This window comes from Methylocystis rosea, assembly GCF_003855495.1.
Lineage (GTDB): Bacteria > Pseudomonadota > Alphaproteobacteria > Rhizobiales > Beijerinckiaceae > Methylocystis > Methylocystis rosea_A.
This window is the reverse complement of the sequence record NZ_CP034086.1, coordinates 1945330-1963860: the sequence shown is the minus strand read 5'-3', so window position 1 is coordinate 1963860 and position 18531 is coordinate 1945330. Positions and strand designations below refer to the sequence as shown.

The following is an 18531-nucleotide window of genomic DNA, read 5'->3' as shown; positions in this document are numbered from 1 at the left end:
AGCCTTGTCTCAAGCCCGCCGAGTCACTCCGCGGCGCGCGGGGTTCTCTGCGCAACGGCCGCCTGCGCGGCGCGGCGCGGCAGACGCGCGACCATGCCGATGAGCGCACGGTCGGAGAGCGCCACAAGCCGCTCGCCGCGGTTCAGCCAATTGACTGCGTCCTCAATTGTCTCGGCGTCGGCGATCTTGGTTTCGGCCAAGGCGCGGTCCGCGCTGATCTGCCCGCGCTGCCTCGGGCGTCGCGTCGGCAGCCAGCTTTCGTGCAGCGCGCGCAACTCGGGATCGGCGTGGAGCGCCAGCAGACCATTGACGTCATCTTCGGCGGCGCGCGCCAGCGCTTTGGAGAGCGCCTTGCCCCGCTTGGCGATCGGCGGCGTCGTGGTTTCTTCGGGCGTCGTCAGCACGCCGGCGCGACGAAACATCAGGCCGAGCCAACGTTGACTCGTCGCCCAGGAGATAAGGATCGCGAGCACGAGGCCGGCGATCGTCGGCGACATCCAGGCCGCGAGCGAGGGCGAGATCATGAAGCCTGCGATGAGGCTTAAGAGGCCCAGCGCCACGTGCCACATGTGGCGGCGGACGATATCGGCAAACGGCACTGAGCCGTCGTCGCGTCGCTGCGGATCCCAACCGGTATCGAAGCCGAAAACGATGTGCAGCACATGGCCGGTCTGAATCAGCATCATGATCGGCGCGAGCAGGGCGGACAGCACGACTTCGAAAAGGGTCGAGATCAACAGCATGATCACGCCGCCGGAGCCTTTGCGCGTTTCCGGCTCGTTGATGGCGACGATCAAGCCCAACATCTTGGGAGCGAGGAGAATGCCCATCGTCAGTCCAAAGAGTTCGAGCGACCGTTCGGCGTCGAACCGCGGGAAGGTCGGAAACAGCGCAAATTCGCCGGTGAAATATTCCGGTCGGAAATAGCTCGCCTGGAAGACGATGACGATGCCGATGAGAAGTTGCAGCAGCCAGAGCGGCGACGTCAGATAGCCGAAGATGCCGGTGAGAAAATGCTGCCGCGACGCCCAGTGAAAGCCTTTGCCGAGCAGTACGCGCGAATGCTGCAGATTGCCCTGACACCAGCGGCGGTCGCGAATCGACAAATCGATCAGAGAAGGCGGGCTTTCCTCATAGGAGCCGCCGAGCGTCGGCGTCATGTAGACCGCGTATCCGGCGCGGCGGATAAGCGCGGCTTCGACGAAGTCATGGCTCAGGATATGGCCGCCCCAGGGCGGGCGGCCGCGCAGGTCGGGCAGGCCGCAGTAGCGGGCGAAGGCCTCCGTGCGGATGATCGCGTTATGCCCCCAGTAATTGCCGTCGCGGCCCATCCAGGCCGTTAGCCCCATCGCGATGACGGGCCCATAGATGCGCGCGGCGAATTGCTGGACCCGGGCGAAGAGCGTGTTGCGGTTGATGATCAGCGGAAGGGTCTGGATGATGCCGCTGTCGGGGTCGGCCTCCATTGCGGCGGCGAGCTGCACGATGGTCGGCCCGCTCATCAGGCTGTCGGCGTCGAGCACCACCATGTGCTTGTAGGCGCCGCCCCAGCGCGAGACGAAATCTTCAATATTGCCCGCCTTGCGTCCGGTGTTCTTTTCACGCCGGCGGTAGAAGATTCGCGCCTGTGGGCCCAGTCGGCGGCGAATGCCGATGAAGGCGCGCTCTTCGGCGACCCAGATGTCGGGATTGGTGGTGTCGGAGAGGAAGAACCAATCGAAATGCGCGCCAAGGCCGGTCGCTTGCACGTCTTCGTAGATCGTCTGCAGGGCGGCGAACACTCGGCTCGGCGCCTCATTGTAGATCGGCATGACGACGGCGGTGGTCTCGGCGAGCGCCGTCGGCAGAGCCGGGCGCCGGCGCTGGCGCATCAGCAGTGCGAAGCCGACGATGCAACTCGTGAAGGACAGCGCGATCCAGGAGAAGTTCAGCACGAACAGCCCCAGCAGCGCCCACTTCAATGTGGTCACCCCGCCGACGTCGACGACCTTATACATCTCGTGAGCGCCATAGGCCGTCAGCGCCAGACCGCCGCCAAAGGTGACAATCCTCGCAAGCCATGGCGTGCGCCACAGCCAAGGCGCTTCGGCTTTGCGCTGCTGCCGCTTGTCGAATTTAAAAAGGTTTTGCGCCGGCATCGACAGTCGGTTCTCGATCGGGGTCGGCGGGGCGGCGGCGGGATCGGAGCTGGCGGTCCGCCATTCCATTGCCCGCGACGGATCGTCTGAAGGAGCGAGGGTCACGACGTCCATCGATAAAGCCAGGTCTCGCTGATCGGTCGCTCGTCGGACTGCAAAACGAGCCGAAGCTCGCAGTAGTTCTCGCCGGCAGGGTCTACGTCGAAGGCGACGCGGCAGGACTTTGCCGACGGATTTAAATAGGTCCGAATATTCGTCGCCAATCCCGGAGAGGTCGTCAACGCCGCTTTCAGCTGCGTTGTGCGTTGAGGGTCCGCCAACACGTCGCCGGAAAACACGACAATAAAACGGCGGAGCTTGGCGCCCGGCGCACGGCCGGAGCGCGCGCTCATGGCGATCGCCAGCGGCGGCCGCGTCGGCGGCTCCCAGCACCAGAACTGCCGATAGGCGAATGACGTCTCTTTGCCGGCGACGAGAGCGGTCTTGGGCCGCCAATAGGCGACGATATTGGCGTTGATTTCGGATTCGGAGGGAATTTCGACGAGCTGCAGGGCGCCTTCGCCCCATTCGCCAAGCGGTTCGACCCACAGCGAGGGACGGCGCTCCCAGTGCTGCTGGTCATCCTCATAGTCGTCAATGTCGCGCTGCCGGATCAGCGAGCCAAAGCCCTGCGGATTGTCGTCGACAAAGGAGGAGAACTGCAGACTCTCCCGGTTCGACACGGGTCGCCAGAGCCATTCGCCCTGGCCGCTGAGCATCTGAATGCCGTTGATGTCGGCGACCATCGGCCGCCAATCGTCGAGTCTGGGACGGTCGAGCGGCGTAAAGAGCGAAGCGCCGGCAAAACCGGCGATTCCCAAATGATCGACCGCCGTGCGCGGATAGAGGGTCAATTCGGTGTCGATGAGCGTCGCTTCGCCCGGCCGCAGCGTGAAGCGATAGACGCCGGCGACGCTTGGCGAATCGAGCAGAGCATGGATGACGAGCGCGTTGTCGCTGAGCGCGGGCTTTTCGATCCAGAAGCTGCGGAAGGCGGGGAATTCCTCGCCGCGCGGATCCGCCGTTCGAATGGAGAGCCCGCGCGCCGTCACGCCGAGATTCTGCCCGCGCGCGACGGCCCGATAAAAGCTCGCTCCCTGAAATATGGCCAGCTCCGCCTCGGCGCCGCCATTTTGGGCGTGAAGCACCCGAAAGCCCGAAAAGCTGAGGTTGGGAAGCGTCTCCGGGACATTGAGCGCCCCATAGTCGAAGCGGCTCGCCTCATAAGGCAGTCGCGCGGCGGCGCCGTTCTCCACGACGTAGATATCCACAGCAGCTGCAAAAATATGGCCGCGGTGAAGCGGCTCGATGCTGAAACCCGTATTGTCGTGACGCCAAATCGCCGCATCTGGCTTCGTCTTGATCCCGACGAATTGCTCATAGGAGAGATTGGCGAAGGGTTCGGGCAGGTCGGTTCGCGGCGGCGTATAAGGCTTCGCGGCCAGCGCGCGGGCAAGTTCGACGACCATGTCGCGCGAGAATGGCGCTGGCTTTTGAACCGTCGGGGGGGCTGCCTGACTGGCGGTCCCCGCGCTTGACGGCGGCGGAACGATTCCCGCCGCGATTGCGCCCAAGCCCGCTTTCAAAACATCTCGACGTTCAAACATGAGCTACCGAAGGAGGCCGATCCGCGCGGTCCATGAACGTGTGATTGAGCCATTTTGCGGCGCTGGGCTGGGCGACAGCCCCTCTATACAAGAAAGCTAAGGAGACAAAATGGTTTTCTTGGCGGTTTTTGAGGGCTGCGCGCGAAAGCCGCGGCGGCTTGCGTTCCGCCGCTCGAATCTGCCAGAACCGCGGCCTGAGCGGCGTCGTACGCCGGCTCCTTACGCCAACGTCTAGCCTTTGGGCGCCCGATGCCGACAGAAAGAAGCGCGCTCGCGATCGTCCTTGCCGCCGGCGAAGGCACGCGGATGAAATCCGACCGACCGAAGGCGCTGCACGAGGTCGCCGGGCGCTCGATGCTTGGCAATGTGCTCTCGAGCGCCATGTCGGCGGGCGTCGGCAGCGTCGCCGTGATCGTCGGGCCGGGTCGTGATGACGTCGGCGCGGAGGCGCGCCGCTTCATCCCTGAGGCGGAAATCTTCGTGCAGAGCGAAAGACGCGGCACGGCGCACGCCGTTCTCGCCGCGCGCCACGCCATCGCTAAAGGAGCTGACGACCTCCTTGTGCTCTTCGCCGACACGCCGCTCCTGACAGCGCCGACGATCGGCGCGTTGCGCGCCGCCCTTGCCGAGGGCGCCGCCGTCGCCGTTCTGGGCTTTCAGGCGTCCGACCCATTCGGTTACGGACGGCTGCTGCGCGACGCGGCGGGGCGCCTCGTCGCCATCCGCGAGGAAAAAGACGCAAGCGACGAAGAACGCGCGGTCACGCTCTGCAACGGCGGTGTGATGGCGATCGACGGGGTAGAGGCGCTGCGCCTGCTCGAAAAGATCGACAACAAGAACGCCAAGGGCGAATTCTATCTCACCGACGCGGTGGAGCTTGCGCGCGCGGAAGGACTCGAAACGAGAGTCGTCATCGCCGACGAAGCCGAAGTTCTCGGCGTCAACGACCGTATGCAGCTCGCGCAGGCTGAGGCCGTCGCGCAGACGCGGCTTCGGCGCGCCGCCATGGCGGGGGGCGCGACGATGACCGCGCCGGAAACCGTTTTTCTTGCGGCCGACGCCGTGATCGGCCGCGACGTCGTCATCGAGCCGCATGTCTTCATCGGACCGGGCGTTGAAATCGCCGACGGCGCCGTGATCCACGCCTTTTCGCATCTTGCAGGCGCGCGCGTCGGCGCAGGCGCAAGCGTCGGACCCTTCGCGCGCTTGCGGCCCGGCGCGGCGCTTGCGGAAAAAGCCAAGGTGGGGAATTTCGTCGAGATCAAGAACGCCAATGTCGCGCGAGGCGCCAAGGTCAATCACCTGTCCTACATCGGCGACGCCGACATCGGCGCCAACGCCAATATCGGCGCAGGAACCATCACCTGCAATTACAACGGCTTCCTCAAATATCGCACGACGATCGGCGAAAACGCCTTCATTGGCTCAAACTCGTCGCTTGTCGCGCCGGTGACGATCGGCCAGGGCGCCTATGTCGGCTCCGGCTCCGTCATCACCAGGGATGTTGCGCCGGACGCGCTCGCCGTGGCGCGCGGGCGGCAGTCGGAAAAAATGGGCTGGGCGGTCTCGTTTCGTATGGCGCAGGCGGCGAAAAAGGCGAAGGTGGAATAGGCCGGACTTTCTTTCATGCTCATGCTAAATTCGGCGCGATGATTACGCTTTCCCGAGAGACCGAGGTCTTGGCTGAGCGCCTCGCGGCCGCTAGGCGGGTTTCCGTCGACGAGGCCGTCCGTCAGGCGCTGGAAGCGTCCGCGCGGGCGGCGGGCGTGTCGCCGGCGCAGCGTCGACGTCGCATGACGGTCGAACAGATGCAGGCATTGGGCGCCGAAATCGCCGCCTTGCCGATTCTCGATCCTCGTTCTCCACAGGAGATCATGGACGACATCAACGAGCTATGATTGTCGTCGACAGCTCCGCATTGATCGCCATTTTAGAACATGAGGAAGACGCGCCGCTTTACGCTCGCGCTATTCATGATGCCGAGCGTTTGCAGGTTTCCGCGCTAAATGTACTCGAAACAGGCATTGTCTTGCGCGCGCGTCATGGCGATGTCGCCGTGGCGCGTTTGTGGCGTTTTCTGCGTGACGATAATGACTTTGAAATCGTGGCCTTCGACGCGGCGCAGGCGCGCGCGGCGATCGCCGCTTACGGGCGCTATGGCAAGGGCGTCGATCCCAAAGCGCGGCTCAATCTCGCCGATTGCGCCGCCTATGCGCTCGCCAAGACTCTTGATTGGCCGCTCCTCTTCAAAGGCGCCGACTTTTCGGCGACCGACGTGCGCGCCTGTCGTTTATGAAGCTTGCAACGAGGCCAAGCGAGCGGGAGCCTCCCTCAACCCTGATTCCCGTCTTTACTCGCGCCCATCCGCTTTGGCGGCGCTCTTGCTATTATGCTTTCGGAGGTCGTCATGTGCGGCATTGTGGGAATCATCGGAACAGGTCCGGTCGCCGGCAAGATTGTCGAGTCGCTGAGGCGTCTCGAATATCGGGGCTATGATTCGGCCGGGATCGCCACTCTGGAGAACGGCAGGCTCACTCGTGTGCGGGCGAGCGGCAAGCTCAAGAATCTCGAAGAGAAGCTCGCAGCCGCGCCGCTCTCGGGCGCCATCGGCATTGGCCACACGCGCTGGGCGACCCATGGCCGCCCCACCGAGAACAACGCCCATCCGCACGCCAACGACCGCGTCGCGGTGGTTCATAATGGCATCATCGAAAACTTCCGCGAGCTGCGCGCCGAGCTGACGGCGAAGGGCCATGTCTTTTCGAGCGAGACCGACTCGGAGGCCGTCGTCCATCTCGTCGCCGACCAGCTGCGCAACGGCGCGTCGCCTGAAGAAGCTGTCGCGGCGGCGCTGAAGCGGCTCAAAGGCGCCTTTGCGCTGGCCTTTCTCTTCGAGGGCGAAAGCGATCTTCTGATCGGCGCGCGGCGCGGTTCGCCGCTCGCCGTGGGTTGGAGCGACGAAGGCGCCTATCTCGGCTCCGACGCCTTGGCGCTCGCGCCATTCGCGACCTCCATCGCCTATCTGGACGAAGGCGACTGGGTGACGCTGACGCGCGAAGGCGCGCGTTTCCATGACGCCAATGACAATCTCGTCGAGAGGCGCTTCCAGCCGCTGCTGGCCGGTTCCTTCCTGGTCGACAAGGGCAACTATCGCCATTTCATGGCCAAGGAGATCCACGAGCAGCCGGAGGTCGTCGGCCGCACGCTCGCGCATTACCTCGATCTCGCCGAGGGCGTCGTGCGCCTGCCGTTCGAATTCAAATTCGATCCGCAGACGCTCTCGCGTGTCACCATTTCGGCCTGCGGCACGGCCTATTACGCCGGGCTCGTGGCGCGCTACTGGCTGGAGCGCTTCGCCCGTCTTTCGGTCGAAATCGATATCGCGTCGGAATTTCGTTACCGCGAGGCGCCGCTGCCCGAGAATGGATTGACGATTCTGGTCTCGCAGTCCGGCGAAACCGCCGACACGCTCGCCGCGCTGCGCTACGCCCGCGAGCAGGGCCAGCACATTCTCTCGATCGTCAATGTCGAGACCTCGACGATCGCCCGCGAGAGCGACACGGTGGCGCAGACGTTGGCGGGACCGGAGATCGGGGTCGCCTCGACGAAGGCCTTCACCTGTCAGCTCGTGGTTTTCGCTTGTCTTGCGCTGGCGCTCGGCCGCGCGCGCGGCGTTCTGAGCAAGGAGCGCGAACGCGAACTGGTCGCCGAACTCGTCGCCGCGCCGGGGCAGATGGCGCAGGCGCTCGCGCACGAGGCGCAGATCGAACCCGTGGCGCGTGACGTGGCGCGGGCTTCGAGCGTGCTCTATCTCGGACGCGGAACCGCTTTTCCTTTGGCGCTCGAAGGCGCGCTGAAGCTCAAGGAGCTTTCCTATATCCACGCGGAAGGCTATGCCGCCGGCGAACTGAAGCATGGTCCGATTGCGCTGATCGACTACGCCATGCCGGTGATCGTGCTGGCGCCGCCCGACGCGAGCCTCGATAAGACTGTATCGAACCTGCAGGAGGTCGCCGCGCGCGGCGGTCACTTAATCTTGATTGGCTCGCCGCACGCTCGGGACGCCGCGGCCGCCGATCTCGCCGGTTTCATCGAAATGCCGGAAAGCGTCGCGGGCCCGTTTGCGGTCATCGTCTACGCGGTTCCGGCGCAGCTCCTCGCCTATCACGTCGCGACTTTCATGGGCAAAGACGTGGATCAGCCGCGCAATCTCGCCAAGAGCGTGACGGTGGAGTAGGGCGATCAGCCCCTCGTGATGATCTCGACGGCGTTCTGCGCTTCGACGATGGCGCTCTCGACCGCCGGCATGCCCTGTCCGTCCGAATGGGCGAGCAGCACATTGCCGAAGCGCTTTGGCAGGGCGCGCATCGTGGCGACGATCCCCGGCGTGGCGATGAGGTGATGGTGTCCCCAGCGCGTCAGCCGCACCTCCGCGAGCCGCGCCTTGCCGAACGCCTCCGGCATGAAACGCCGCAATTCTTCGACGATCGGCGCGGCGAAGGCGGCGCGGTCGCCGGCGAGGAGGCGCGCCCGCCCCGCGCCAGGGTCGCGGAACGGCGCGTAGACGGTCAGGACGCTGTGATCCTTGGGCCGCTCGGCGGCGGGCAGGATCGCCGTCGCGCTGATCGCGTCACTGAAGCTCTGGGCGCCCAGGGCCCAGCTGTCATAGGGCAGCTCCTGCGGCGTCCCCTCGAAGCAGCAATTGGCGACAAGGTAGCTACCCTGCCGCAACCGAGTCATTTGCGCCGTCGCGGCGAGATCGACCCCGCGCAGAATACGGCCGGCGAAAAAGTAAGGCGCGGCGACGACCGCCCAGCGCGCCTCAAGACAGCGGGGCTCCCCAGGGTGTTGCGCGTCGAACCAGCCCACGCGGGCGTAGCCGCCTTCCGCCGGTTCGATCGCGTAGACCGCGGCGCCCGTGACGATGCGTCCCTCGCCGGCGCGCGACAGGCGCGCCGCCATAGCGCGGACGATCGCCCCGTTGCCTCCTGGGAAGGCGTAGATCGGCGCGTTGATCTCCGAAAGAAAATTAACGCCCGCATAGGCGGAGATTTCGGCCGTAGGCGCGCCGAGCGCTGAGAGGCAGTAGGCGTCGAGCAGGCCGAAGAGTTCGGCGTCGATATGTTCGCGCCGGACGAAGTCGAGGAGCGACAGCCTGTCCAGGGCAAGCGCCGGCGCCGACGCCTCGGCGATTGGGATCTTGGGAAAGTCCGGGCTCTCGCCGAGGCGGCGCAAAAGCGCCTTCAGCCGTTCATAGGCGCCGCGCCATTCTCCCTCCCTTGGGTCCCCGGCGCCGGCCGCCCCGGGCAGCGCTCTGTCGACCGGTTCGCTGACAGGTCGCGGCGCGAGGCCCAGCGTCTCGTAGAACGCCCTGAAAGGATCAGATAAGTCAACGATATAGGCTGATCCGAGCGCATAGTCGACATTGCGCCAGCGGCCCGATTTGGCGACGCCGCCGGGCTCCGACTCGCGCTCCAGGACCAGCACGTCGCGATCCCGTAGCAGCGCCGCGACGGCGAGGCCGGCCAGACCGCCGCCGATGACGACGACGTCGACGCGCCGCTCGGGAGCCGAAAGCGGCGCGCGCCAAAGCCCGTCGCGGATCGCGTGCATGGGCGCGAAACTGTCGCCCGTCCATTCGCCCAGTTGATAGGGCGGCTCTTGCGCAGCTTCGGCGCTCGGCAGGACCAACTGCGTCGCCAGCGCGCCCAGACCTGCGATGGTCGCACGACGCGTCACCATGGCCGCTTCCAAAGACAATAAGCTCGATAATGCATGCGGTTCCCGTGAGGGTGAGCGTCGCCATTGACAGGGGGCGGGCTGAACTGGTCTATGCGGGCGACGCCGCGCCCGGCGCGAGAATGCTCGATCGGCGCATGATCCTGTCCCAGTGACGACTCGCGCTTTTCGAAATCATGGTCTGAACCTAAGGACGCGCCGACACTTGCTCGCCTCGATCCCTCCCGTCTATGTCGCGCCCTTTGATCGAGCTTGGCGCAACCGGGAGCTTATCCGCGCCGTCGTGCGGCGCGAGTTCATTTCCCGATTTCGCGGCTCGGCGCTCGGACCGCTCTGGGCGGTGCTCTCGCCGCTCTTCATGCTGCTCACCTACACGGCGCTGTTCTCGATCACGGTTCCGCAGCTTTCCGCCGGCGTGAGCGTCACCGACTACGCAAGCTCGATTTTCATCGGGCTCATTGTCTTCAATCTGTTTAGCGAACTCGCTTATCGGGCGCCAATGCTTCTGCACGAGCATGTCAACTTCGTGAAGAAGTCGATTTTCCCCAGCGAGACCATCGCCTGGACGGCGACGATCCGGGCGTTCACATATGGCGGCGTGGGCTTCGCCGTTTATATCGTTTTCCGGTTGCTGACAGCCGGAACCATTCCCTTAACGATCGTGCTGACGCCGTTCCTGATCGCGCCCTTTTTCCTCTTCATCATCGGCGTCGTGTGGTTTTTGATGGCGCTCGGGGCGTTCACGCGCGACGTCGCCCATATCATGGCCTCGATCGTGCCGGTGCTCATGTTCGCGACGCCGATCTTCTATCGCCTGGACCAGATCGCCGCGATGTCGAAATCGGCCGCCTTCTGGCTGCGTTTCAACATCGTCGGGGATTACATCGAGATGCTGCGCTCCCTTGCTCTTGATGGAACAATTCCAAACGTCTTCGGCTATCTCGCGCTTGTCGCGGTCTCCTACGCCGTGTTCCTTGGCGGCTATCAGTTCTTCATGCGCTACAAATCGGTCATCGTCGATGTCATCTGAGCCTTCTATCCGCTGCGCGGGCGTCGGCAAGGCTTTCCAGCTCTATGCGCATCAGAACGACCAGCTCAAGCAGATCCTGTTTGGCCTATGGAAGAAATTCTATAAGGACAAATGGGTCCTGCATGACGTCAATTTCACGGTCGAGAGAGGCGAGCGCGTCGGCATCGTGGGACGCAATGGCGCCGGCAAGACAACGCTTCTGCAGATTCTGTGCGGCATTACCCAGCCAACAAAAGGCGATTTCAGGGTCAGTGGCCGTATCGCGCCGATCTTGGCGCTCGGCTCGGGCTTCGACGGGCTGCTGACGGGGCGCGAAAACGCCCGCATCGGCGCGGCGATCCTGGGGCTGTCGCGCAAAGAGGTCGACGCCTGCATCGACGACATCGCCGCCTTCGCCGACATCGGGTCGTTTTTCGAGCAACCGATGCGCACCTATTCCATGGGCATGATCGCGCGCGTGGCTTTCGCGATCTGCGCCCACGCCAAGGCCGACGTGCTCATCGTCGATGAAGCGCTATCGGTCGGCGACGAGATCTTTCAGCGCAAGTGCGAGAAATACATCGCCGAATTTGCCAAAACCGGCACCATTTTGATGGTGTCCCACGATCTCAACTTTCTCGCCTCTCTATGCAATCGCGTGCTCTGGCTCGAGGGCGGCGTCGTGCGCGAGATGGGCGATCCGCAGAAGGTGGTCGCGGAATACCGTAAGGCGATGCGCGCCGAAGAGGGTCAGGCGAGCGGCGTCGCGTAGACGTCCCGCGCCGATGAAGCGCGTGCGTCGAACAGGCGCTTGGGCTTGGGACTGCGGTTGAGCCGGGCAAGAAGCCAAAGCGAAACGCCGACTTCGGCGAGCGCGAGCGCGGCAAGCAGTAAGACGAACAACCCACTGATGCGCAGAAGCGACTCAAGCGCGACGAGAAAGCCGATGTGCACGGCTGGAACCGCAATCGTGGCGAGGCCGCCCGCCGCTCCGCGCCGGCCAGTGATATTTCCAAATGTCAGGACGAGGGCCATCGCAAGGAGCGTATGGGCGATGGCGAGCGCCGGCACGCCGAAGCGCTTCGCCGCCTCCGCCGTCCACTCGCCGAGCTGTCGCGGATCGCGCCGCGCGGCGGCGTAATTGGCGAGAAAGGCCCCGGCCGACAATTCATAGACGCCGCGCCAGCCCCGGTCGGGCAGCGATGCGCTGCCCTGCATCGGCAACGCCATGGCGTATTCATCGAAATTGGCGATGCGGACGTCGCCTGACGTCAATGAGCGCGTCTGGATGCTGCCATTGGAGAGCGCGACGATGACCCCGGATTCATTGCGCCGAAATTCGGCGCGCGCCGCCGTCACCGTCTCTTCCTGCATCTTTTCGATCGAAAGCTGACGCACGAACAGATTTACCGCAAGGTCTGGCGTCTCCCAACGCTCGATGTAGAGCGTCTTCACGCCATTGTCGAAGGTGTAGAAACGCGCCGCGTCGAGCATGCGATGGTTGAGCGAATTGCGCACGACATTGAGCACGTCCTGCATGCCGCTCGAATAGTAAGGCGCCGCGAAATTGGCGAGCAGATAGCCGAGGACCACGACGCCGGCCGCCAAGACCAGCGCCGGGCGGCAGATGGCCCAGACGGAAAGGCGCAGCGCGTAGAGAACGGCGATCATGCCTTCGCTCGCCATGCGGCCGAACTCGAGCGCGGTGGCGACGCCCACCGCCATCGGCAAAGTCACATAAGCCACCGTGGGCGTCACCCCGATCAAAGCGGGAATGACAAGGCCGCCGCGCACCGCGGCGGGCGGCAGCTGGTAAAGCAGATATGACAGGACGACGGGAATGGAGAGCGCGAACTGCACGATGAGCACGCCGAACCCGATGCGCTTGAACAGATAGCGGAACAACAGGCGCGGCATGGCGGGGCTCCGCTATCGCTCGGCGTCGCGCCGAGCGCCAAAGAAAATCGGCATCGCGACGGCTAAGCGGCGGAACGGCGCGCCGGCGCAAAGGCGCGCACGACGCGCGGCGCCGCGAGTCATTGCTTGAACCTCGCCCAGGCGGCTTGCGAATAGTGCGTCCACGCCTCATCGAACACGCCATTCTTCGGCAGCGCTGTCGCGCCGGCCCAATGCGCGAAATAGATTTCCTTGCCTTCGTAGTCGACGGGCTTGCCATTCTTGAATTCGACGCCTGGCGCTTTGTAGAAGCTTTCGTGAGAGGCGCCCGCGATGACGTTCGGCAAAAGCTCGATTTTCAGGCCGCGGCGGTGCGTGACGAAATTAACGAGCGGCTGGGCGAAGAGCTGACCGCGCTTGCGCACGTCATGGAAAATTACGGCGTCGTCGCGGATTGTATCCATGAAATCGGACAGCTTCAGATATTGGTTCGAGGTGACCCAGAAGCCGTCATTGAAAAGGAGCGCATCCTTCAAAAACGGATAGTGGTCGCGCCTGTCGTTGTAGACATATTCGAAGCTCGGAGAGGCGACGATGAACTCCGTCTTGCCTTTGTCCAAACGGCCGAACAGCGGCGTGAAGTCGCGAAACAGAATGACGTCCACATCGACATAGGCGACTTCATCGAGCGGCAGCGCGAGCGCTTGCAGCTTTCGCAGCCGACGGCGGTTGGTGTTGAAGATGCCGGGATAAAGTTCGTGCGAGAGCTTGTCGATTTCGGTCGGCTCTTCGCCGACGTAATGCGCCCCGTAAATCTCCGCCGCGCGGCGCGTCATGACGACATTGTCGTCATAGGGAATGAGATAAAGCGGCAGCGCCGAATTGGTGTCTCGGTAGCTTTCGAGAAATGGGAGCAGCCAGTCGATGATCTTGTCATTGCCGACAATGGCGACGCCGTAACGCTTGGCGGGGGCGGGGGTGGACGCGGGGCTGCCGGCCGCGGCGCCCTCGGGCGATAAGACTGGATTTGGAACGCGAAGCCTCATATACGGGATGTATTTGAAAATGTCGGCCAAAAGCAAGTGGCGGCTCGGCATTGAGGAAAGATGCGGGTCGGGACGCCTCAATGTGAAACAGCAGCGATGCGGCGCGCCTGAGAGGCCGAGCGAGCGATTCTCGTAAGGTATTTGAGAACGAACGACCATGTTGCAGCACGATGTCTGATACGATGGGCCATATATTGTCATCCGCGGCGCGCGGGGCACGGACCGCAGGCCCGCAGGCGCGGCCTTTCGCCGGCAAAACCGTGGCCGTTGTTCATGCCGCCTGGCACAGTTGCGGCAGTTATCAGGTGAACGTCAGTCAGATCGCCGCCTATAAGGCGCTGGGCGCGCGCGTCGTGTCTGTCGCGATGATGGACGATCTCGCACGCCGCCCGCCGCTCGGCGGGCGCTGGCCAGCCTATATTGAAGCGTCGCGCGACATCGGCGCCGACCGTCGTTTTCATTCAGGCGCGCCGTTCTCCGCCTTGGCGTCCCGGTTGCTCGTCGATGGCTGGTGGCGACTGATCCACGGCGATCAGGCGTCATGGCTCATCGAGCTCGCAAAGCGCACGCCCATGCCCGAAGGATTCGAGAGCGAGTCGATCGACTTCATTCACGCCAATCATTACTTCACGCTGCCCTTCGCGGAAAGGCTGATGCGCGGCCGTAAAGTTCCGGTCGTTCTGGAGACGCAGGACATTCAGGCGCGCCAATATGTGTTGCGCAACAAGGGCGGTTTCTTCATTCCGCCCTATGCGACCTACGACGGCATGCTCGAGGTCGAACTCGCATGGATGCGCCGCGCCGATCTTTGCGCGCATCTCAACGAGGAGGAGCATCTTGATTTTCAAAAGCTCCTTCCGGAGTTGCGACATGCGCTCATTTACCCGGCGGTGGCGTCGGCGCCCTTGGCGCGCGGCCGCGACATCATCATCGTGGCGAGCGACAACTACGCCAATTACATGAGCCTCCGCTGGTTCCTGCAGGAGGTCATGCCCTTTGCGGGCGGCGCCCGCGTCGCGATTTACGGCAATATCGACGGCGCCATGAAGAGACGCGACGCGGCGCTCTATGAGTCGCATCGCACCCTGTTCAAGGGTCGCGTCGACGATATCGGCGCCGTCTACGCCAACGCTGGCTGTGTGCTGCTCCCGACCGTTGAAGGCCACGGCCTGTCGATCAAGGCGGTCGAGGCGCTATCCTGCGGCGCGCCGCTCGTCGCGACCCCGCTGGCGTTTCGCGGCATGCAAATCGATCCCGCCAGATTGCGAAATGTGGCTCTCGCAGAAAACGCCAGGCAATTTGCGGCCCTATGGGGCGAAGCCCAGGCGCGGGCCGTGAGCGGAGAACCCGCAGATCCGGAGCGAAGCGACACGCGCCGCCTGTACGAAGAGGCGTTCAGCCCAGAGGCTTATGCGCGCGCTCTGGCGATGTCCGCCGCAGCGCTCTAAATCCGGCCTAACAAGCTACACGGACGGACGCGCCACGAGCGCCAAATTCGCCACTTGTGCAATCAAGCATAGACGCACTTCTTTGGTCGGCGCCCTGCGCGCAAACGCGTCAGTTGCAACCGTTCCGCACTAAAGCGATTGTCGGGGCAGACGAACTCTGCTTAGGCTGCGGCTCGCGCCAGCTGGAGGAACGGGTTGAGCGTTGCATCGAGTGATTGCTTGGCCTGCGCCCAGCGTCCGCTTCTTGGCCGCCGCGTCGCGCTGATCCACCCGGCTTGGCACTCCTGCGGCACGTATCGCGTCGTCCTTGGCCAGATCGCCGCCTATCACGCTTTAGGAGCGGAAGTTTTTCCGATCGCGATCAGTTCCGATCCAGGTTTCATTCCGGGTCGGAACTGGATTTGGAAATCCTTCAACCAGGCGACTCCGGAACTTGATGACGGCGCGCGCTATTACGGCGGCGCGCCGTTCCACGCGATGCTCTCGCCGCAATTTTTGCGTGACGTTCTGTGGCCTTATCTCCATGGCGATCAGGCGGTGGTTCGTCTTGGCATGGCGGAGCGGGCGCGGCTATCGCCGGCCATCGAGGGCGCGACCTTCGATCTCGTTCACTGCAACCACTTTTTTCTGATGCCGATTGCGCGCCGTCTTGCGCGGGGCGTCGCGCCGATCCTGCTCGACACGCATGATCTGCAGGCGCGGCAGTTTGCGCTGATCAACGAAACAAAGCTCTGGCTTTCCCCGCGCGCCTCCTACGAATCGATGCTGGCGCAGGAACTTGAGGCGATGCGCGGCGCCGATCTGCTGCTGCATCTCAATGCGCAGGAGGCCGAAGACTTTCGCGCTCTAATTCCTGAGAAGGCGCATGCGCTGCTCTATCCCGCAACGCCTGAGGCGCCGACCGGTCCCGGCGGTCCGGACATCATTCTTGTCGCGAGCAACAACACCGCCAATGTCGAAAGCGTCGTCTGGTTTCTGCGCGAAGTCGCGCCGAAAGCGCCGGGCGTCACAGTGAAGATCGTCGGCAACGTCGACGCCGGGGTGCGTTCAAAAGCGCCGGAGCAATACGCCGCCTTTAAGGACTGGTTTTTGGGTCGGGTCGAAGATCCCGGCGTCGTCTACGCGAACGCCCGCCTCGCGCTGCTTCCGACGATCAGCGGCACTGGACTTTCGATCAAGACAGTGGAAGCGCTGTCGAGCGGCCTGCCGCTGATCGCCACCACTCAGGCGATGCGTGGGATGGATGAGGAAGCGTTGCGCCTTCCTGGCGTCGTCATTGTCAGTTCGGCTGAAGAATTCGCCGATGCCCTGAACCGGGCGGCGGCGGTCAGCGCGCCTCTGGACGAAGCGGGGCGGCGCGGCAGCCCGGCGCGCCGCTATTACGAGTCGCGGCTTTCGCTCGCGGCGTACAAGGCGAGCCTCGGCGTTCTCGCGGCCGCGCTGATCAGCGCCGGATCTGGGGAGTAGATTCCAGGAAATCAGCGCGTTGTGGGGAGGTGTGTCTCATCGGCAACGGCGCCCGAAAAACGTGGTCGGAGCCTTTGGCGCTAATTACGTCTTAGGTTCGATGATGATACTTTATATTCGAAACTGCCGTTCGTCCCGGGAGGACGAGCTTATTGGAGGCGCCTCGAATGACTTTCAGAGCTTTTATTTTCGGCGCCTTTGCGTCAATCCTGGCGGTCAGCGCCGCTTCGGCGGCTGACCTTCCGAGCTACAAGGCGCCGCCGCCGCCTCCTCTTCCGCCGCCCTTCAGCTGGGAAGGCTTCCACATCGGCGTTAGCGGTTCCTATGCCGGCGGCGTCTCCAGCCAGTATTCGAACCTTTACGCGCTGCAGCCCGGGGCTTTCCTCGTGTTCCCGACGTCGAATTCGATCGGCACGAGCGGATACATGGTCGGCTATCAGAATGGTTATAACTGGGTGTTCGCCAACCGTATCGTGGTCGGCTACGAAAGCGAATACAACTACGCCAACGTTCGAGCGACGAATACGAGCGGCTATTTTACCGGCGTCGGCGCCAGCAGCCGTCTGCAGTGGTTCGGCGCGGAGCGTTTACGCTTCGGTTACGCCTTCGGCCGGATCCTCCCATACATCACCGGCGGCTTGGCCTATGGCAAGGTGAGTCCCTACGGCCAGCAATGGGCGAATGGATCGGTGTTCCCGTCCAGCCGGGCCGTATGGCAGGCGGGTTTCACGGTCGGCGCCGGCGTGGAATACGCCGTTCTCGACAACTGGACCGTCAAGGCGGAGTATCTCTTCACCCGCATGAAGGGCGCATCCGGCGCGAGCATCGGCTTCCCCTTCGCTTACCGCGTCACGACCGGCAACAACCTCGACACCCACATCGCGCGCATCGGCGTGAATTATCAGGTCAAGAGCTTCGGCGCGCTGATCGGCATGCCGGAACTAGGCCTCTGATCGACCGTCCTCCCCGACGTCGACAAAGCCCGGCCTCGCGGCCGGGCTTTTTTTGTTGGGCCTTCGATGTGATATTCTCAAGGTATGATCCGCAGCGGCCCGCTTACCCACACATCGGCTCTCAGTCTCGTGCAACTCAGCGAGCGCTCCCGCGAAATTTTCAGGCATATCGTCGACACCTATCTCGCCTCAGGCGATCCGGTGGGCTCGCGCAATCTCGCCCGGCTCCTGCCGATGACGCTCTCGCCCGCCTCGGTGCGCAATGTCATGCAGGACCTGGAGGAACTCGGCCTCATCTATGCGCCGCATACGAGCTCCGGACGTCTTCCGACCGAGCTTGGCCTGCGGTTTTTCGTCGATTCCATGCTGCAGATCGGCGACGTCGAGGAGAACGAGCGCGCGCGCATCGCCGCCGAGGTCGAAGCGGCGTCCAAAGACCATGATTTTCCCGGCGTCCTTGCGGAAGCGACGAGTCTGCTGTCTGGACTGACGCGCGTCGCCGGCGTCGTCGTCGCGTCCAAGGACAATGTGCGGTTGAAGCAGATCGATTTCGTGCGGCTCGAGCCGGAGCGGGCTCTGGTCATTCTCGTCGCCGATGACGGATCGGTCGAAAACCGCGTGATTCCCGTCGCGCGCGATCTTCCGGCCTCGGCGCTTACGGAAGCCGCCAATTATCTGAACGCGCGCGTCTCGGGACGCACGATCGCCGAAGCCCGCGAAAACATCGAAGGCTCGCGCCGGGCCGCGCAAATGGAGCTCGACGAACTCGCCGCGCGGATTGTCGAAGCCGGACTGGCGACCTGGGCGGGCGCGATGGGCGAATCGCGGCAGCTGATCGTCCGAGGGCAGGCGCATCTCCTTGAGGACTTGACCGCCGCCGTCGACCTCGAGCGCGTTCGACTCCTGTTCGCCGATTTGGAAACGAAGACGGAGGTCATCGACCTGCTGGAGCGGGCGGAGCAGGGCGAAGGGGTCCGAATCTTCATCGGCTCGGAGAACAAGCTGTTCTCGCTCTCAGGCTCGTCGATGATCGCGGCGCCGCTGCGCGACAGCGAACGCCGGATCATCGGCGCGCTCGGCGTCATCGGCCCGACCCGGATCAACTACGCGCGGATCGTTCCGATGGTCGACTATACGGCCAAGGTCGTGGCGCGCGTCATTGGCGGGTAAAGCGGCTGCTCAGGCGGGC

The 18531-nt window shown here is 63.8% G+C and carries 16 protein-coding genes; 11 read left to right on the top strand and 5 right to left on the bottom strand.

Going from position 1 to position 18531, the window contains the following annotated elements:
• Positions 1 to 23 precede the first annotated feature (23 nt).
• Both mdoH and EHO51_RS09525 read right to left on the bottom strand, forming a co-directional pair.
• Complete coding sequence (mdoH, locus tag EHO51_RS09530) at positions 24 to 2252, bottom strand: glucans biosynthesis glucosyltransferase MdoH (protein ID WP_164479375.1); 2229 nt, start codon at positions 2250 to 2252, stop codon at positions 24 to 26.
• Positions 2240 to 3784, bottom strand: coding sequence for a glucan biosynthesis protein (locus EHO51_RS09525; protein ID WP_124738688.1), 1545 nt, complete (start codon positions 3782 to 3784; stop codon positions 2240 to 2242). The genes mdoH and EHO51_RS09525 overlap by 13 nt, the downstream gene beginning before the upstream one ends.
• Positions 3785 to 4033: 249 nt before the next feature.
• On the opposite strand from EHO51_RS09525, the gene glmU reads away from it, so the two are divergent.
• From glmU to glmS, 4 genes are all read left to right on the top strand, one after another.
• The gene (gene glmU / locus EHO51_RS09520) at positions 4034 to 5395 is read left to right on the top strand and encodes a bifunctional UDP-N-acetylglucosamine diphosphorylase/glucosamine-1-phosphate N-acetyltransferase GlmU (protein ID WP_124738687.1); all 1362 of its coding nucleotides are present in this window, start codon (positions 4034 to 4036) and stop codon (positions 5393 to 5395) included.
• 68 nt (positions 5396 to 5463) lie between these two features.
• Complete coding sequence (locus EHO51_RS09515) at positions 5464 to 5682, top strand: type II toxin-antitoxin system VapB family antitoxin (protein WP_245434537.1); 219 nt, start codon at positions 5464 to 5466, stop codon at positions 5680 to 5682.
• Positions 5679 to 6080, top strand: coding sequence for a type II toxin-antitoxin system VapC family toxin (locus tag EHO51_RS09510; protein ID WP_124738685.1), 402 nt, complete (start codon positions 5679 to 5681; stop codon positions 6078 to 6080). Before EHO51_RS09515 ends, EHO51_RS09510 begins: the two co-directional genes overlap by 4 nt.
• A gap of 111 nt (positions 6081 to 6191) precedes the next feature.
• Positions 6192 to 8021 carry a glutamine--fructose-6-phosphate transaminase (isomerizing) gene (gene glmS / locus EHO51_RS09505; protein WP_124738684.1) on the top strand — a complete coding sequence of 610 codons (1830 nt, stop codon included), beginning with the start codon at positions 6192 to 6194 and terminating at the stop codon, positions 8019 to 8021.
• Between the two features lie 5 nt (positions 8022 to 8026).
• On the opposite strand, the gene EHO51_RS09500 is transcribed toward glmS, so the two are convergent.
• Positions 8027 to 9526, bottom strand: coding sequence for an FAD-dependent oxidoreductase (locus EHO51_RS09500; protein WP_124738683.1), 1500 nt, complete (start codon positions 9524 to 9526; stop codon positions 8027 to 8029).
• Between the two features lie 29 nt (positions 9527 to 9555).
• Here EHO51_RS09500 and EHO51_RS21235 point away from each other — a divergent pair, with 29 nt between their 5' ends.
• The 3 genes from EHO51_RS21235 to EHO51_RS09490 are packed head-to-tail and all read left to right on the top strand — an operon-like array spanning position 9556 to position 11304.
• Positions 9556 to 9678 carry a hypothetical protein gene (locus EHO51_RS21235; protein WP_255722823.1) on the top strand — a complete coding sequence of 41 codons (123 nt, stop codon included), beginning with the start codon at positions 9556 to 9558 and terminating at the stop codon, positions 9676 to 9678.
• A 50-nt stretch (positions 9679 to 9728) separates the two neighbouring features.
• Complete coding sequence (locus EHO51_RS09495) at positions 9729 to 10553, top strand: ABC transporter permease (RefSeq protein WP_124738682.1); 825 nt, start codon at positions 9729 to 9731, stop codon at positions 10551 to 10553.
• Entirely contained in the window at positions 10543 to 11304 is a 762-nt protein-coding gene (locus EHO51_RS09490; RefSeq protein WP_124738681.1) for an ABC transporter ATP-binding protein, read from the top strand. The genes EHO51_RS09495 and EHO51_RS09490 overlap by 11 nt, the downstream gene beginning before the upstream one ends.
• Here EHO51_RS09490 and EHO51_RS09485 read toward each other — a convergent pair.
• A complete protein-coding gene (locus EHO51_RS09485; RefSeq protein ID WP_124738680.1) occupies positions 11283 to 12449 on the bottom strand; it encodes an LptF/LptG family permease in 1167 nt (388 codons plus the stop codon). The two genes, EHO51_RS09490 and EHO51_RS09485, sit on opposite strands and share 22 nt — an antisense overlap.
• A 119-nt stretch (positions 12450 to 12568) precedes the next feature.
• Entirely contained in the window at positions 12569 to 13525 is a 957-nt protein-coding gene (locus tag EHO51_RS09480) for a hypothetical protein (protein ID WP_124740102.1), read from the bottom strand.
• Positions 13526 to 13644: 119 nt separating this feature from the next.
• Here EHO51_RS09480 and EHO51_RS09475 point away from each other — a divergent pair, with 119 nt between their 5' ends.
• From EHO51_RS09475 to hrcA, 4 genes are all read left to right on the top strand, one after another.
• Entirely contained in the window at positions 13645 to 14922 is a 1278-nt protein-coding gene (locus EHO51_RS09475; RefSeq protein WP_432431906.1) for a glycosyltransferase, read from the top strand.
• A gap of 219 nt (positions 14923 to 15141) precedes the next feature.
• Positions 15142 to 16389 (top strand): glycosyltransferase, encoded by a 1248-nt coding sequence (locus EHO51_RS09470; protein ID WP_124738679.1) that lies wholly within the window; start codon positions 15142 to 15144, stop codon positions 16387 to 16389.
• A 167-nt stretch (positions 16390 to 16556) separates the two neighbouring features.
• Positions 16557 to 17342, top strand: a complete 786-nt coding sequence (locus EHO51_RS09465) for an outer membrane protein (protein ID WP_124738678.1) — start codon at positions 16557 to 16559, stop codon at positions 17340 to 17342.
• Positions 17343 to 17426: 84 nt separating this feature from the next.
• A complete protein-coding gene (gene hrcA, locus EHO51_RS09460; RefSeq protein ID WP_124738677.1) occupies positions 17427 to 18512 on the top strand; it encodes a heat-inducible transcriptional repressor HrcA in 1086 nt (361 codons plus the stop codon).
• The last annotated feature ends 19 nt before the right edge of the window (positions 18513 to 18531 follow it).